Here is a 16695-nt window from a genome sequence, read left to right on the forward strand (position 1 = left end):
AATCATTTCAGTCACCAAACTATTTGTTATGAAAAAAGCAACCATCTTCCTTGCTCTAGCAATCACATTTATTGCTTGCAAAAAAACAGAACAAGACTTTTCAATATCTAAAGATGAACCAGGTACAGTTGCTGCTAAGGGTAGCGGTGCTACCAGCAGTTTTACAGTTCGTATAGATGCCGTAACGCTTAATCCCTCCAGTCCTGAAGGTCCTTATGTTGGCGCTTATGGATATATAGGCAGCGGTGGAGGAGGAAGTAGTGTTTCTGCACGGGGCTTTTGTTATGGTACCAGCCCCACACCAACCATTGCAAATAATAGTGTTTCGGTGGGTTCCGGGGCAGGGAATTTTTGGGCTAAAATAACAGGGCTGACACCAGGGACCTATTATATCAGGGCTTATGCAATCAAAAAGGGGATTGTTTATTATAGCTATAATGAGTTGGAATTTATCTGGGTTTACTAAATCATCAGCAGACCGGAATTCAATTTAACCTGTCACACAAAAGCCAAAACACAATCTGCAAGATATAAGTTCAAAATAAAATGAAACGCTAAGATTTATTAAGATAAGCCACCATTAAAATTACTGTTATGAAAAAGTTTATTTCATTTTTTGTTATAACGATCTTTCTTTTCGCTAATGCGGTAAAGTCTCAGGTTGCCTGGAATACATTTCAGGGAGGTAATGGATATGATGTGGGTGCAGAATTGGCAATGGATGGAGCTGGGAATATTTACGTTGCCGGATTCTCAATAGGATCCTGGGGTTCTCCAATAAGAGCATTCAACGGTGGATCACATGATGGTTATGTCGCCAAATTTGATAGCAATGGCAACCTGCTATGGAACACTTTCCTTGGAGGAACAGGCAGGGATTGGTGTAGCGGAATAGTAATAGATCCTTCCGATGGCTCAATCTATGTTTCCGGGGAAAGTGATATTGCCTGGAACCCGGGAATAATTAAAAACCCCTATTTCAGTGTAAATGACGGATTTATAGCCAAACTAAACCCGGCAGGAGCTATCCAGTGGGTTTCTTATATTGGGAATGTAATTCCGGGAACAGTGGCTTCCAGCAAAAATACTTATGACATTGCTTTTCATAATAGCAACTTGTATGTTGCCGGTTATTATGCTGCGCATTCCTCCGATTTTCCAGGGAACCCTTGGACGATGACAAGTTTTATGGCACGAATGAACCTGAGCGGTACAATTACCGGGTTTGAAAAATTTGGCACTCCTGCTTCAATAGCTGGAGAGCCGATAAGCTTAGCCTTTTCATTAACTGTTTCACCCGACGGTATTATTTATGTGGGGGGACATTCAGATGCTGCATGGAACACATCTTACTGGTGGGGTTCTCCATTAGAAAGTCATCATGGCTCAAAAGATGCATTCCTCGCTGCATTTAATAGCGCAACAGCTTTTGGCAGTAATCCGTCTCACGGATTGCTGTGGTACACATTTATCGGTTCTTCAGCTAATGATGAAGCGTTTGAAATCTATGCCGGTGCGGATGGGTTTGTATATATATCCGGGTATTCAGATCAAAACTGGGGCACACCCGTCAATCCTTTTTCCGGAACAAGAAATTCCTTTGTGAGTAAGCATGCCAGTAACGGAACCCGTCAATGGCACAGCTTTGTAGGCTTGAATTCTTATACCTCTTATATCGTATCAAGTTTATTTCATGGTCCGGACAATACTATTTTCCTGTCCGGGGATTTTAACAATAATCCGAGCGTTACCCAATTCAATGCCGGTTCCGGAACCCTGATTCGGAATATACTTCCAAGTTGTACTCATGCAGAAGGAACAGCAAGAGATATAAAGTACAGTGATGGTTATATATATGCCGTGGGAGAAACATATTTCTCATGGGGAAATCCTGTTAATGCACATTCCGGATCTGGCCAGCATCATAATATGTTTGTTGCAAAGTTTACTCCCTTCAATATCACGGCATCCGCGGGCCCGGATGAAAACCTCTACTTCGGCTATGCACCCGATCAATGTGTAACAAAAACGGCAACTATAACCTACGGCAACGGCCCTTTTACTTATAGCTGGACATTAGACCGGGCATTACTGCCCGGAGAAACAATGACAGGCTCAGGTACGGCATCTGTTACTGTATGCCTGATGGATACGGCACAGCTCTGTTTAACTGTAACGGATGCCACCGGATGTACGGCTACGGATTGTGCCAATATTTTTGCCGAAGATGTAAGATGCTTTGCCGGAAACAGTCAACCACATAAGGTTTTGATCTGCCATAATGGGAATACGATCTGTGTAGATGATAATGCAATTGCCACTCACCTGGCCCATGGCGATTATGTTGGCCCCTGTGTTTCCACGTTTGCAAACCCGGGCGATATAGAGATCACGGAAACACCTAAACCGGGATTGACCATTTATCCAAACCCAGGAAGCGGCCGTTTTACCATAACATTAAATGGTAATGATATAAGCAGCCGTGAAGGGGCGCTCCGGGTAATAAACAGCAACGGCCGGGTAGTGAAGCAATGGAACATGAATGGACAGAACAGGATCAGCCTGGAGCTTAATGTACCCGGAACTTATATGGTACAACTGGTGACGGGCAGGCAGGTTATTACAAAGAAACTAGTTGTGTTGCATTAACGTGGATAGGCCTGCAAGCAGGATATTTTAACCGCAGACCTGCCTACCGGCAGGTAGGGGCGCTAAGACGCAGAGTTTTAGTTCGAAAGAATTTATTTCTCTGCGTCTCTGCGCCTCCGCGGTTTATTGATGGTACCGGCTGGTCGAAGACCACGCCGGGGCATAAGAATTTATTTCTCCCCGGGGTGATAGGTCTTCTCCGCATGCTTCATCACATCTTCTTTATAAAACAACACATCTTTGAATTGTCCCTTGCTGTACATCAGTCCCTGGTCAAAGAAATGGGGAGAGCCGGGATCGCCGCTCTGGCCGCCGGCTAATAATGACCTTGCTTTTATCTTCTTGCCAAATTCTACGGCACAGATAAAACTGTTACCATTAACGCCGTATCTTTTTTTAGTGCCTGGAAAGGTCCGGCTGGTATAGGAAGGCAGCATGCCCCAGGTGGAAGAAACGAAGCCCACCGGTATGCTTGGTTTGCTGTCATCAAATTTATTATCCATGTCGGATGAGATCCGCTGGAAGCGGTTTATCTCTCCCCAGGGCACCTGCCACTTGCCGAACCGGTCCTGCAGGTCTTTAATGGTTGCAAGCAACGGTAATAGCATGTCTTCATAAGATGCACTTGCTGCAAACCGTTCCGTTTTTGTGACCTGGTCAACAAATTCAAACTCATCTGCATCCATGCTGCGTTGTATCTTTGAGATCAACCGTTGTCCCCATTCCACGGCCAGGGTGGTGGCAATGGAATTTTCCCCGCAGCGGTGATCCCAGTTCTTTAAAACAGCCACCGGTTCTTTAAGCATTGCATACAGGGAATCCTTGACCGGAACCGTATTTTCAAATGACCGTACCAATGCCGGCACCAGGATCTCAAAAGCAGGTAACCGGTTATCATACCCGGCTTTGATAAGTTTGTTGATGTCGTATTTATTTTCTTCAGCCAATACCCTTACTGCATTGATGCCCCGGAAGTTCTCTCCGTCAGGCGCCATATAAAAGGGGTAGTCCTGTTTTTGGGGACTGTACTTTCCGGCAACGGTATAGGGTGTGGAGTTACAGTTCTGCAGCCAGCCGTTTACCGGGTTGATACTCTGTATTATTTCACCGATGGGATGCTGGCCCTTCCATTCCGTTGCAGCCGTGCTGCCATCAACGGCCTTGTTCCAGTTGTATTTAGTATCCCTTGCCGGGATGCGGTTGCCATGCCAGTAAGCAATATTGCCTTCGGCATCGGCATACACGGTGTTGTTGGAGATGTTTCCCTTCAGGTCAAGCGTCTTTTTAAAATCGGCAAAACCAGCTGCCTTGGTCCGTTGCCAGCATTGGATCAACCCGTTCGCAAGCCGGTTATCGGCCCGCAGGCTGAGCACCTGGCCATTGCGGTTTGCCATGAGCGGCCCGTGGTGGGTGAATAATACCGTGACCGTTTTTGATGAAAGGGCTGCATCATCTGTTCTGAACCTTATGGTGATCTTTTTTTGTGTAACGGGCCTTGTAGTCTTCTCATATTCATACACAAGTTTTCCGTTCTTTTTCGAGATCTTCTCAATATAGGTATCTGCTGCATCCACGCCGCTGGATGTATGCATCCATCCGCAGTGTTCATTGAAGCCCTGGTATACAAAGAACTGTCCCCAGGTTACTGCACCATAGGCATTCAGGCCTTCTTCACTCACCATGTGTACTTCGGGACGGAAATAGAATGTTACGTGCGGATTGATATACAGCATTGCATTGCCCGAACTGCTGATCTTTGGTGAAATGGCAAAACCGTTTGAGCCGGTCAGCATTTCTTCGTCCTTGTTTTTACGGGAGGAAGAAAGATCTTTTCCTTCCAGGTAAAAGGATGAAAATTCTTTTTCGGTGATGTCTGCCACATTGATGGCATTGATACTTCCATCCGTCCACAAAAAAGGATACCAGGGTTTGAAACGGGTCAATAAAGCCGGTTTAACAGCCGGGTTCTTATAGAGATAATAATTGATGCCGTCTGCAAAAGCATTACATAGTTTCTGCATCCAGAGAGGGGCTTTTTTATAATCATTTTCTGCATCTGCAGAATCAAAGAGTATGCGGTTGAGCAGGTCCCACACCAATTCATTTTCGCCTTTTGTTTCCGAGACCCGGCCCAGTTTGTCAATGTAATTCATCTCCACACGTTTAAAATCATCTTCGCACTGGGCATACATCAAACCAAACACGGCATCGGCATCCGTCTTGCCATAAATATGCGGAACACCATAGTTATCCCGGATGATGCTGATATTCTTCGACTGGGTTTCCCAGCGGGCTGTTTCAGCATGGGAAAAAGGCTGCGCAAATAACTGAAGAGGGAAAAAGAGTATTGCGAGGAAATATTTCATGCTAATTATTTTTCGGTTCATTGGCTTCCAGTACCCGGAGGAAATTTCCGCCCAGTATCTTGCGGATGTCTTTCCTGCTGTAACCTCTTTTTAAAAGTTCCTTCGTGATAAGCGGCATGGCGGTCACGTCATCTAATTCCTGCGGTAAAGAATTAACGCCGTCAAAATCGCTGCCCAGGCCAACATGGTCTGCGCCAATAAGTTTTACGATATGATCGAGGTGATCGAGTAAAAGAGAAAGTGGCGGGCGCAGCGCTTTTACTTCTTCCGGGTATTTCGTAAACAAAAACATGTCTGCAAAATAAGGTTCCGGGTTTTGCTTTAGTAAAGAATCCCGCTCTGCCTTATGATTATTATTGAATATTTCGGTACGCCTGTCGAAGCTGCTGTCTACAAAACCAGAATAGAAATTAAGATGAATTACGCCACCGTTTTTACCAATGGCTTTTACCTGGTCATCTTTTAAATTGCGCCTGTGCGGACAAAGACTGTATACACAACTGTGCGAAACAAGCGCCGGTTTTGTGGTTGTGTTAATGGCATCCCAAAAAGTCTGTTCGCCAACATGAGACAGATCTACCAGCATGCCCAGTTCATTCATTCGCTTTATAACCTGTTTTCCAAAATCAGTTAATCCCGTTTTTCTTACGGAGCCCGGCTCTCCCTCCTTTGGTGGGAGTTGGAGGGAGGTTTCTGTTAATGCTGATGTTGCCCAGTCTGTAGAGTTGTTCCAGGTAAGCGTCATGTATCGTACGCCTCTTTTATAAAAATTATCCAGGTTGTCTAAATTGTTTTCAATCATGTGCCCGCCTTCCACGCCAAACATGGCAGCTAATTTTTTTTCTTTAACGGCCTGGCGCAATGCTTCCACACGCCCCACCATCTTTATTTTCCCGGGATTGCGTTTGGCAACAGCATCCAGGGTATCCATTTGCCGGTTGGCCCATGCGTAGGGATTTGCCTGCTGCCCATCGCACCACACAGAGAACAACTGTACATCCACGCCGCCTTTTTGAAAACGGTCAAGATCAGAATGTGTTTTGCCGCTGAGGTCACTGTCCATCTGCAGGTTCTTTTCAATGGCCGTACTGAGAAGATCGTTGTGGGTATCAACAACAATGGATTTGAAGTGGAGTTTTTTGTAAGCCTGTGCAGATGCCATAAGCGGCACAAAATATAAAAGGCAGGCAATAATTGTTCTGATCATGATTTATACTTTGTGTGATTTTCAATAAAAGCCTAATCTGTTTTTCCTTTCTCTCCCACAAACCATTGCTCCTTGTTTTTGAACAGCACATTGAACGTGGTGAGCGAACCATAGCAACGGGTGATGTATTGCTGGATGCTCACTTTTTCTTCGTCGCTTAGTTTTTTATTGCTGTTGATATTCTGTTCCAGCACCCGGAGCCGGTCACGCAGCATGACTATTTTATGAAAGAAGTCGTCGATGGGGATCTCTTTCGGCTTCAGTGTCTTATCGGCTGTTTGCAGCACCATCGTACCGCCGATCCATTTATCGCCGATGGGTACAATTTCGGTTACGTCGCTCCATTGCCGCAGGATCTTCAGTAAGGATTTCTCCACTTCAGAAACGGTTTCCACTTCGGCGGATACATTTTCTGCGATGATCTCGTCCAGCGCATTGTCTGTTTTATCAATTTCTTTTACCCCATGATTGATAAAGGAGATAAGATAGGTGGCGTAGCGTACCGCCACGACCACACCGGGACCAAACTGCGTGTGCTGCAGCCGGGTGCCAATGCCAAGGGTCAGTTGATCAGGTTCCATATTTTTTAATTTTTACCGGGGGCCCGGGCCCTTTGTTTTTTTTCGTGTTGTTTTTTTATCAGCCGCATCGTGAGCGGAACGAACAGCGGCAGGAAAGAAGAAATATAGGGGTTGATGAGATAAACAAATGCAAATATGGTGAACAGGGCAGGAACGACCACGGCCCTGAACGAATAATATTTTGCATCGGCATGGCTTAGCCCTTCCGATAATTTATTTTCCGGGTTGCCGATGTACCGCCACATGAACAGGTTGAACAAGCCCAGCAGGATGATATTGGCCGTATAAAAGATCACCGGGGTAAAAACATGCTTCATGATGTATTCGCTGTAAAAAAGCGGTGCTGAAAGGCATCAGGGCAACTGCAAACAGGAAAAGCAGGTTCAGCCATAATAATTTCGGGGTATAATTCACTACATAGCCAAACAAACGGTGGTGAACGGTCCAGTAAATACCGATGAACATGAAACTGATGATGAAGCCGACGAATTGGGGGATCATATGTGCCAGCGCTTTCAGCAGTTTCCCTTCCGTGAGTTCGGCCCTTTCGATCTCCGGCACCTTAAGTTCGATCACCAGCAGTGTAATGGCAATGGCAAATACCGCATCACTGAAAAGGATCATCCGTTCCAGCTGGAATTCTTTTTTGAGTTCGTTGTGGAGGGGGTTCATAAAACAGCAGTTATGGTCAGTTTACTTTTTTGAACTCGTAGGGATTGTATTCAATGAAGTCGGCCACCTTAACGGTCACCGCCATCACTTTCCCGTTCTCCACGGCAAAGGGGAAAATGGCTTTGCTGAATTCAGGGTCACTGAACGTGGCATAGAACCGGTTGCCGCCCAATGATTCCAGTTTTGCATACATGTTTGGGTGGTGACTGAATTTCATTTTCAGCTCAGCGCCTTCCTGAACCACGCTCATATTGCCATACACTTCATTGGTATAATTGCCGCAATAGTCTTTTACCGCCAGGGATGGCTTTAGTTGCAGGGCAACGGAGTCCTGCATCTTTTTATCCTTCTTTTCATCTTCCTTTTTTTGCTGGTTGTGAAAACCAAGATAGAATTTACTGTAGTTTCGGTAGGGCTTGCCTAAGTAAGCATCGGCGATCTCCCATTTCAGCGCTTCGTAGAAACTGTTCTGATCGGTATTGGTAAAGACCAGGATGCCCAGTTTTTCTTCCGGCAGCAGGGTAACGCTGGTAACAAAACCATTTACGCCGCCGGTGTGTGATACCACTTTCTTACCGCAGTATTCTTCCAGCATCCATCCCAGGCCGTACAGGCTGAAGTGACCGGTATTGAATTGTTTGCCGCCATTGCCCAGGATAGAATGCGGGAACCAGGTTTGTGCAATGGCAGCGGGTGTTATTACCTGCTTGCCATCATATTTTCCGCCATTCAATTGCGCCATCACCCAATGGCTCATATCGCTCACGGATGAACCAATGCTGCCGGCAGCCGCCAGGTTATCAATGCTGCAGAAGGGGATCTTTACGAGCTTTCCTTCGGCCATGGTGTGTGCGCTGCATTTGTTGGGGCGCCCGGAAAATCTTTGCTTAATGCCAGGGAGCTTGTCATGCCAAGCGGCGTGAATATTTTTTCTTTCAGGTATTCTTCCCACTGCAATCCCGATGCACGGGGTATCACTTCGCCGGCTGCAACAAAGGCGGCATTGGTATAGCCCCATTTTGTACGGAAAGGATAAGGCGCTTTGATATGGCTCATCTTTTCTATCACGGCTGCCCGGGAGAGGTTGCTGGTCCAGTAAGTAAAATCTCCCTGGAAGGTTTGAAAGCCGATGCGGTGACAAAGCAGGTCTCTTACAATGGCCTGTTCACCTGCTGCTTTATTGTCCAGTTTGAATTGCGGGATCCATTTGGTCACTTTATCATCAAGCGATATTTTCTTTTCTGCATCCAGCATGGCCAGGGCGGTTGCTGTAAAAGCTTTGGTGTTGCTGCCGATCATGAACAACGTGTTCTCATCCACCTTGTCTGTTCCGTTCAGTTCCTTCACACCGTAGCCTTTCATCAACACCACTTTCCCGTTCTTTACAATGCATACTGCTGCGCCGGGGATCTGCCAGCCTGTAAGGGCATTGTTCACATAACCATCCAGGCTGTCTTTTACAAAAGAAGGGATGCTGTCGTTTTGACCAAGAACATGCAGGGAAAGAAACAGGAAGGAAACCAAAAGGAGTCTTTTCATATCAGCGTTTTGAACAGGAAAAGTACTTCTCTTTTTTTAATTTCCTGCCTGCCCCGGGATTTTCGGGGCATCCAGCTTTAACAGTTCAAGTTTTGAACGCCGTGGCGTGGTCTATGACCAGCCACCAAAGAAAGAACTGTCAACTTGCGTCTTTTTGCGCCGGATTTTATTATGGGCCAGGGATAATATTGTGATGTTGATGCATTATTCAGGTAATCAGAGAGGCTTACTGGTTCCAGCTGGTCAAAGACCACGCCGGGGCTACCTGAAGGCAAAAGATTTTTCGCTTTGGTGGGTGTTCCCATGCTATCCGTATGCCAACTCCTAAACCCGTGAACGCCGTGGCGTGGTCTATGACCAGCCACCAAAGAAAATACTGTCGATTGTGTCTCTTGGCCAGGTACCCGTTTAGGACATAGCGGTAAACCAATAAATATTTTTCACATTTCTTTCTGTGAAAAACACCGCTGACAGTTACCACAGTCCGTATATTTTTCGGAATGGAATCATCTTACCCGGTGGAATGGCCCCAGTTTTATACTGCCAGCATTTACATGCGTAAAATGCTGCTTTCAGATAAGGAACACAAAGAGATTATCGTAGACAGCCTGAAATTCATGGTTGCTGAAAAAAGAATCATTTTGTATGCATTCGTGATCATGGGTAATCACGTACACCTGATCTGGCAACCCATGTTTGGATGTAATCTGCCGGAGATACAGTCGTCTTTTATAAAATATACGGCAAAACAGTTGAAGCGATCAATGGAAACGAGCGATCATAAAATGCTTGATTCATTCCGGGTATATAAAGAAGATCGTGCCTATCAGATATGGAAACGCAGGCCACTGAGTATTGAACTCAGAACAACTGCTGCATTTGACCAGAAACTAGACTATTTACATTACAACCCGGTAAGAGCAGGCTTATGCATGAACCCTGAATCTTATTATTACTCCTCCGCCGGATTTTATTATAGTGCCAAAGATAATTTTGGGATGTTGACCCATTATTCAGGTAATTAGAGTGGCTTAGCGGTTCCGGCTGGTCAAAGACCACGCCGGGGCATTAGAAACAGGAAGGAAACCAAAAGGAGTCTTTTCATATCAGCGTTTTGAACAGGAAAAGTACTTCTCTTTTTTTAATTTCCTGCCTGCCCCGGGATTTTCGGGGCATCCAGCTTTAACAGTTCAAGTTTGAATTTATACGAGGCGTTTAAAATGTACTTATTGAATGTTACTTCATCGGCCATGCTGGCAAATTCATACGTGGGCCTGTATCTCAGCATGAAACTGTCCAGTTGATCCGCCTCCAGCCGGGTTATCCTTTTTACAAAGGTCTTATTGAAACGGTAGTCAACAAATTTTTCCTGCTCCTGCTGCTCCAGTCTTGCCCGGAAAGCTTTAAGCCGTTTGTTCCTCCGGAAGCGGAACATGTTGATGATCTCGTTCACATCGGCGCCCACAGCGCCATCGGGCGATATGCTGGTCTTGATGGTCGGCTTATGAAAATCATAATATTCGGCATAGGCCTGCCGGTTCTCCATCGAATCCTGCCGGTATGATTTGGCGATGACCACTACCTCCTTTAATGTGTTGTACCGGCTTTTCACGTGAACCCGCAGGGAGATGTCGAACTGGGAAAGGTCGGCAATATCCTTTACAGCAAATTTCTGGGTGGGCTTTTCATGGTAGATGAACGTGAGGGAATCTTTTTCTGAGACGGTGATCCGGTAACGTCCCATCGAATCGGTGCTGCTGTATCTTCCCCCCGTACTCTCCACCCGCACCTGCTCCACGTAATTTCGTTTGGAGGAATCAAACACCGTTCCGCTTACGGTCAGTTGTGCGTTGGAGAATTGAGCAACGCCGGCAAAAAATACCAACAGGGTTATTTTTAGTAATGACCGCAAAAGGATTCAGGTTGATTGGTAAAAGTAAAAATACCTGTTTAAAGCAAATTTACGGGGGACAGTTTTAACTGCGATTTTGCTTTTGCATCAATGACCCGATCACCCCGGGATAGTGAGCATGTTCGAGTTCATGGATCTTCTGCGCAAGCGATCCGGGCGTATCATTCTCCTCCACGCTGCAGGTGGCCTGGAAGATTATCTCACCGTGGTCGTACAGTTCATCCACGTAATGAATGCTGATGCCACTTTCTTTTTCCCCGGAAGCAATAACGGCTTCATGCACATGGGCGCCGTACATTCCCTTGCCGCCGTATTTGGGAAGCAGGGCCGGGTGAATGTTGATGATCTTCTTTGGATAAGCCGCTATTAAGGAAGCAGGGAGCTTCCATAAAAACCCGGCCAGCACAATGAAACCGATGTGGTGCTTTTGCAGTACGGGTAAATAATGATCGCCGTTGAAAAACCGTTCCTTTTCTATGAGCAATGTGGGAATATTGTTTTTGGAAGCGATCGTTAGAACGCCTGCCGTGGGTTTATTGCAAACGATCAACGCAATTTTTACAGTGGAGGAGCCGGAGAAATGATCTATGATCTGCCGGGCATTGCTTCCGGCGCCGCTGGCAAAAATGGCAATGTGGATGGTGCTGCCTGTCTTTTTACCGCTGATCTTGTTCCATATTTTAAAGATGTATTTCTTAAAGAAAGCAAACTGCCCGAACGGGATACTTATCAGTAAAACACAAAGGGGCCAGAGCAGGGTTATGAGCAGGATATACAGTATGAACCAGGTGATGCCTTTTTCCAGGCCGGTCAGCAAAAGCAGTTTGCGCCCCGCCCATCCGCAGAGGCTTCCACCCAGTGCAAAAGTGCTTATTATTAGCGCCAGGTTGAGGCCATTGACCCCCCAACGTGTTTTCAATTTCTGAAACATGGCGCAAAAGTGTATCAAAAATTTGTGAATCGGCACCGAAAAACGAAAAAAATAAGCATTTAAAAAGGCTTTACAAACACATGACAATTACGCTTCAGTCGTAGGCACAACCGGCTGAAAACCACGCTGGATAAGGGAAAAAAAATTTTAACATTGTTGATATATTGTCAGTATCCTGCCTTATTTTTGCAGCCGAACCAGGATATTTTTCCACATTAGCCCCGAATAACTGTATGAGTCGCTATAGAAAAATCTTTAACAGGGTACTGCCCGCTCTTTTTTTAACTGTTTTCCTTTCTATTAATATCAATTCCTACGCTGCCGATGGCGAAGCGCTTTTCAAAGCGAATTGCGCTGCCTGCCATAAGCCCGACAAAGACTTTACCGGTCCGGCTCTTAAGGGATGGAAGGACAGGGTTCCTGCCGGTGACTGGATTTATAAGTGGATAGAGAATTCAACTTCTTTAAGAGAAACAGATGCTTATGCAAAGGATCTTTGGAATAAGTGGGGAAAAGCACAAATGACGGCATTTGGCAACCAACTTAAGAAAGAGGATGTGGATGCGATCATGAAATACGTGGACGACTGGGCCCCACCAACAGCGCCAACTACGGGGCCAGCCAGCGCACCCGCTACCGACGATTCGCTGCTTTTCGGGATACTCACCCTCGTACTGGCCCTCATTGCCTTTATATTATTACAGGTAAACAGCAACCTGCGCAAGCTTTCTGATGAAAAAGAAGGGGTACTGCGTACCGAACCTGTTCCTTTCTATAAGAACAAGACCTACCTGATGTCGGGCATCCTGCTGCTGTTTTTGGTGGGTGGATACTATACGATCAATGGTGCCATCGGCCTGGGCCGCCAGCATAATTACCAGCCGGAACAACCCATCTTCTATTCACATAAAGTACACGCCGGCACCAACCAGATCAGTTGCTTATACTGTCACGGCGGGGCGCAGGACAGCAAGCAGGCCAGCATTCCATCCGTGAATGTTTGTATGAACTGCCATAAATCGATCAGTAAGTATGAAGGCCCGGATGTATTGGTAAGGGAGAATGGAACCGCGGTTGACGGTACTGCTGAAATTCAGAAACTGTATGCATACGCCGGTTGGAACCCGGCCACAAAGACCTACAATCCCGATAAAAACGGCGACGGCATGCCCGATGGGTCAAAAACGATCGAATGGGTGAAGGTTCATAACCTGCCCGACCATGTTTATTTCAATCACAGCCAGCACATAAAAGTGGGCAAACAGCAATGCCAGACCTGCCATGGTAACATCCAGGAAATGCCGGAAGTTTACCAGTTCACGAACCTGAGCATGGGCTGGTGTATCAATTGCCACCGGGAAACCAAGGTTGACTTCTACGATAAGGAGAATGCTTCCGGCAATAAGTTTTACAGCATTTACGAGAAATTCCACAAAGACCTGAAAAGCCATAAGATGGACAGCGTGACCGTGGAAAATATCGGTGGAACAGAGTGCCAGAAATGTCACTATTAATCCAGGAACAGATTATTCGAAATTGTATATAGAACAGGTTGTTGACCGCCAACCGTCAACTACTAACTGTCAACTGAATAAAATATGAGTAAGAAAAAATACTGGCAAAGTTTTGGAGAACTGAATCAAACAGCAAGTTTTCAGGAATCAACCAAAAATGAATTTAGAGAGGAACTGCCGCCATTGGCCGACCTTGATGAGAAAGGTATTTTAGATGCCAAAGCTCCCCGGAGGGATTTCCTTAAATATTTAGGCTTCAGCACAGCCGCCGCTGCCGTGGCTGCCAGTTGCGAAATGCCAGTGCGCAAAGCGGTGCCTTATTTACAAAAGCCAGACAATATCATTCCCGGCGTTGCCAACTATTATGCTTCTACTTATGTAAATGGCGGCGATACCATTTCGGTTGTGGTTAAACAAAGAGACGGCCGTCCCATCAAGATCGAAGGAAACGAACTTTCCAGCATAACAAAAGGCGGAACCAACGCCCAGGCCCAGGCATCTGTGCTTGACCTGTATGACAATACCCGGCTGCGTTACCCCATGCAAAAGAACGGGAAAGGGTTCAAGGAAGTTCCCGGTTTTGATGCTTTTGACAAGATGGTTGGGGCAGAACTGGCGGGGATCAACGGCAAGCCGGTTGTATTACTTACCTCCACGGTAAATTCACCTTCTACCTTAGAAATAATAAAAGAATTTTTAGCAAAATACCCGGGCAGCCGTCATGTACAGTACGATGAAGTGAGTTACAGCGGCATGTTGCTGGCCAACGAGATCTGCTATGGCAAGAAAGCCATTCCTTCTTATCATTTTGAAAATGCGAAAGTGATCGTTAGCCTGGGCGCCGATTTCCTGGGCACCTGGCTCAACCCGGTGGAATTCAGCAATCAATATGCACAGAACAGGAAAATAAGTGGTGAAAAGCCAACCCTCAGCAGGCATTTTCATTTTGAAAGCATGATGAGCATGACCGGCAGCAATGCAGACGACCGCTTTACACACAAGCCTTCTGAAACAGGCGCTGTTGCCCTGGCCCTGCTTTCACAACTCGGATTGAGCCTGGCTCCGCAAAATATCACGGATAAAAAACTGGCAAAGGGAATTGAAAAGGCAGCGGCAGCGCTGAATGCACATAAAGGCGAGGCGCTGGTGGTTTGCGGCAGCAATGATGCCAACATACAAATGATCGTGAATGCCATCAATGAACAGATCGGCGCCAACGGAAAGACCATTAACTGGGCCGTTACCACTAACTATAAGAATGGCATTGATGGAGATATGGCGCAACTGGTGAGCGACATGAACGCAGGCACGATCGGCGCCCTGCTGGTTCATGGTGTTAACCCGGCTTATTCTTATCCCAACAGCAAAAAATTCAAAGACGGATTAAGCAAGCTGGTAAGTGTTTCCTTCAACGGAACCATGGACGAAACAACAGAACTGTGCAAATACATCATCCCTTCACACCACTGGCTGGAAAGCTGGGGCGATGCTGAGCCGAAAACAGGTTACTACAGCATGATACAGCCTGTTATCAATCCGTTGTTCAAGACAAGAGCATTCCAGACTTCGCTGATCAGGTGGAGTTCGGCTGCAGGCAGCATGATCAATGACTACGAAACCTATTTCAAAACATACTGGAATGCCAAACTGGGCGGCCCGGATCTGTATAATAAGGCCTTGCAGGATGGTGTGGTAGAACCGGCAACCATGCCTGTGGGAACTGCGGCTTTCAATGCCGGAAGATTAAGTGATGCCGTAGCAGGTATTGGTGCCATCAAGACCGGTAAAACAGAAGTGGTGCTTTACCAGAAAGTATCAATAGGCAATGGCACCCAGGCCAATAACCCCTGGTTGCAGGAACTGCCCGACCCGGTAAGTAAAGTAACCTGGGACAACTATGTGATGATGAGCCCGGCAATGGCCAAATCATTATTGGGACTTGATGTGATGAACCAGGAAGGCGGAAACCAGAGCAACTACGAAGTGCACCCGGAAAAACCCGTGGTGAAAGTTACCGCTGAAAACGGCGCCGTGGTTGAATTGCCGGTGATCGTTCTTCCGGGGTTGAATAAAGATACCATTGCCATTGCAGTGGGTTACGGAAGGGAAAGTGCAAATAAGGAGGAGACAGCGAACCATATCGGCCGGTCAGCAGCTGGCGCCGGAAAGAATGTGTATTCCATGGTGAATTTCAACGGCACCTTTCAATATTCATCCATGTGCCTGGTTGAAAAAACAGGAAGGACCTATCCGCTTGCGCAAACGCAGGTGCATGGTTTTACCGAAAGCCGCCCGGTCATTTTTGAAACCAATCTTACCAGCTACATTGCTGATCCTGAAGCAGTACTTGAAGAAGTAAATGCAGAAAGAAAGATCCTGATGTATGCCGGCGGAACCGATTTTGTAAAAGACGCCACCATTTATCCCGATTTTGAAAAGCCGGGCATTAAATGGGGCATGAGCATAGACCTGAATACCTGTACCGGTTGCAGCGCCTGCGTGGTAGCCTGTACAGCCGAAAATAATGTGAGCGTGGTTGGCAAGATGCAGGTTCAGCGGGCACACGAAATGCACTGGCTGCGTATTGACCGGTATTTTACCGGTGACCTGGAAAACCCGGATGTGATATTCCAGCCCATGCTTTGCCAGCACTGCGATAATGCACCCTGCGAAAATGTTTGCCCGGTAGCAGCAACCAATCACAGCAGCGAAGGCCTGAATCAGATGACCTATAACCGTTGTATCGGTACAAGGTATTGTGCCAACAACTGCCCATATAAAGTGCGCCGCTTCAACTGGCTGGATTATACCGGGGCCGACAGTTTCCCCGACAACCAGAACCCAATGGTGGGTACATATATGGATGAATCAGTACTGCAGATGAACGATGACCTGACCAGAATGGTGCTGAACCCGGATGTTACCGTTCGTTCACGTGGTGTGATCGAAAAATGTTCTTTCTGCGTTCAGCGTTTGCAGGAAACCAAACTGGAAGCCAAGAAACAACAGGACCCAACCCTGGTGCGTAATGTTAAAACAGCCTGTATGCAGGCTTGTCCTACACATGCCATCAGCTTTGGTAATGTGAATGATAAACAAAGCGATGTATACAAGATCAGGAACGTGGAGCAGAAACACCGCTCATTCTATGTGCTGGAGCAGTTACACGTTTTGCCCAATGTGAGTTACCTGGCAAAAGTTCGGAATACCGACAGGCATATTGGTGTGGAAGAAGGCCATGCAGAAAAGAAAGAAGGCGAAGTGAAAAAAGAAGTGAATGCACATCCATAAGGGCATAAAAATCTGTGGATATCAAACCAAGTA

At 46.4% G+C, this 16695-nt stretch carries 14 protein-coding genes; 5 read left to right on the plus strand and 9 right to left on the minus strand.

Annotated features, from left to right (window positions below):
- Nucleotides 1-28 precede the first annotated feature (28 nt).
- Together IPJ02_15240 and IPJ02_15245 are read left to right on the plus strand one after the other, a co-directional pair.
- A complete protein-coding gene (locus tag IPJ02_15240) occupies nt 29-466 on the plus strand; it encodes a hypothetical protein (protein MBK7376846.1) in 438 nt (145 codons plus the stop codon).
- A 128-nt stretch (nt 467-594) separates the two neighbouring features.
- On the plus strand, nt 595-2649 hold the full coding sequence (locus tag IPJ02_15245; GenBank protein MBK7376847.1) for a T9SS type A sorting domain-containing protein: 2055 nt from the start codon (nt 595-597) through the stop codon (nt 2647-2649).
- Between the two features lie 170 nt (nt 2650-2819).
- On the opposite strand, the gene IPJ02_15250 is transcribed toward IPJ02_15245, so the two are convergent.
- The 7 genes from IPJ02_15250 to IPJ02_15280 are packed head-to-tail and all read right to left on the minus strand — an operon-like array spanning nt 2820 to nt 9014.
- Nucleotides 2820-5015 (minus strand): penicillin acylase family protein, encoded by a 2196-nt coding sequence (locus tag IPJ02_15250; GenBank protein MBK7376848.1) that lies wholly within the window; start codon nt 5013-5015, stop codon nt 2820-2822.
- Nucleotide 5016: 1 nt separating this feature from the next.
- Nucleotides 5017-6222, minus strand: a complete 1206-nt coding sequence (locus IPJ02_15255; protein ID MBK7376849.1) for a dipeptidase — start codon at nt 6220-6222, stop codon at nt 5017-5019.
- A 32-nt stretch (nt 6223-6254) separates the two neighbouring features.
- Nucleotides 6255-6803: a hypothetical protein gene (locus IPJ02_15260; protein ID MBK7376850.1), complete on the minus strand. Its 549-nt coding sequence runs from the start codon at nt 6801-6803 to the stop codon at nt 6255-6257.
- A gap of 5 nt (nt 6804-6808) precedes the next feature.
- Nucleotides 6809-7048, minus strand: a complete 240-nt coding sequence (locus IPJ02_15265; GenBank protein MBK7376851.1) for a hypothetical protein — start codon at nt 7046-7048, stop codon at nt 6809-6811.
- A complete protein-coding gene (locus tag IPJ02_15270; GenBank protein MBK7376852.1) occupies nt 7017-7475 on the minus strand; it encodes a DUF1211 domain-containing protein in 459 nt (152 codons plus the stop codon). Before IPJ02_15270 ends, IPJ02_15265 begins: the two co-directional genes overlap by 32 nt.
- Nucleotides 7476-7491: 16 nt before the next feature.
- Nucleotides 7492-8319, minus strand: coding sequence for a DUF3471 domain-containing protein (locus IPJ02_15275; GenBank protein MBK7376853.1), 828 nt, complete (start codon nt 8317-8319; stop codon nt 7492-7494).
- On the minus strand, nt 8298-9014 hold the full coding sequence (locus IPJ02_15280) for a beta-lactamase family protein (protein MBK7376854.1): 717 nt from the start codon (nt 9012-9014) through the stop codon (nt 8298-8300). The genes IPJ02_15275 and IPJ02_15280 overlap by 22 nt, the downstream gene beginning before the upstream one ends.
- Before the next feature lie 500 nt (nt 9015-9514).
- Between IPJ02_15280 and IPJ02_15285 the strand changes: the two genes are divergently transcribed.
- Nucleotides 9515-10039, plus strand: coding sequence for a transposase (locus tag IPJ02_15285; GenBank protein ID MBK7376855.1), 525 nt, complete (start codon nt 9515-9517; stop codon nt 10037-10039).
- 116 nt (nt 10040-10155) lie between these two features.
- Here IPJ02_15285 and IPJ02_15290 read toward each other — a convergent pair whose 3' ends face one another.
- Nucleotides 10156-10899: a hypothetical protein gene (locus IPJ02_15290; GenBank protein MBK7376856.1), complete on the minus strand. Its 744-nt coding sequence runs from the start codon at nt 10897-10899 to the stop codon at nt 10156-10158.
- A gap of 91 nt (nt 10900-10990) precedes the next feature.
- Nucleotides 10991-11857 carry a phosphoribosylglycinamide formyltransferase gene (locus IPJ02_15295; protein ID MBK7376857.1) on the minus strand — a complete coding sequence of 289 codons (867 nt, stop codon included), beginning with the start codon at nt 11855-11857 and terminating at the stop codon, nt 10991-10993.
- Between the two features lie 233 nt (nt 11858-12090).
- On the opposite strand from IPJ02_15295, the gene IPJ02_15300 reads away from it, so the two are divergent.
- Both IPJ02_15300 and IPJ02_15305 read left to right on the plus strand, forming a co-directional pair.
- Nucleotides 12091-13371, plus strand: coding sequence for a c-type cytochrome (locus tag IPJ02_15300; protein ID MBK7376858.1), 1281 nt, complete (start codon nt 12091-12093; stop codon nt 13369-13371).
- An 84-nt stretch (nt 13372-13455) separates the two neighbouring features.
- Entirely contained in the window at nt 13456-16662 is a 3207-nt protein-coding gene (locus IPJ02_15305; protein MBK7376859.1) for a TAT-variant-translocated molybdopterin oxidoreductase, read from the plus strand.
- Nucleotides 16663-16695: the final 33 nt, after the last annotated feature.

The organism is Chitinophagaceae bacterium, assembly GCA_016710165.1.
In the GTDB taxonomy this organism is placed as follows: domain Bacteria; phylum Bacteroidota; class Bacteroidia; order Chitinophagales; family Chitinophagaceae; genus Ferruginibacter.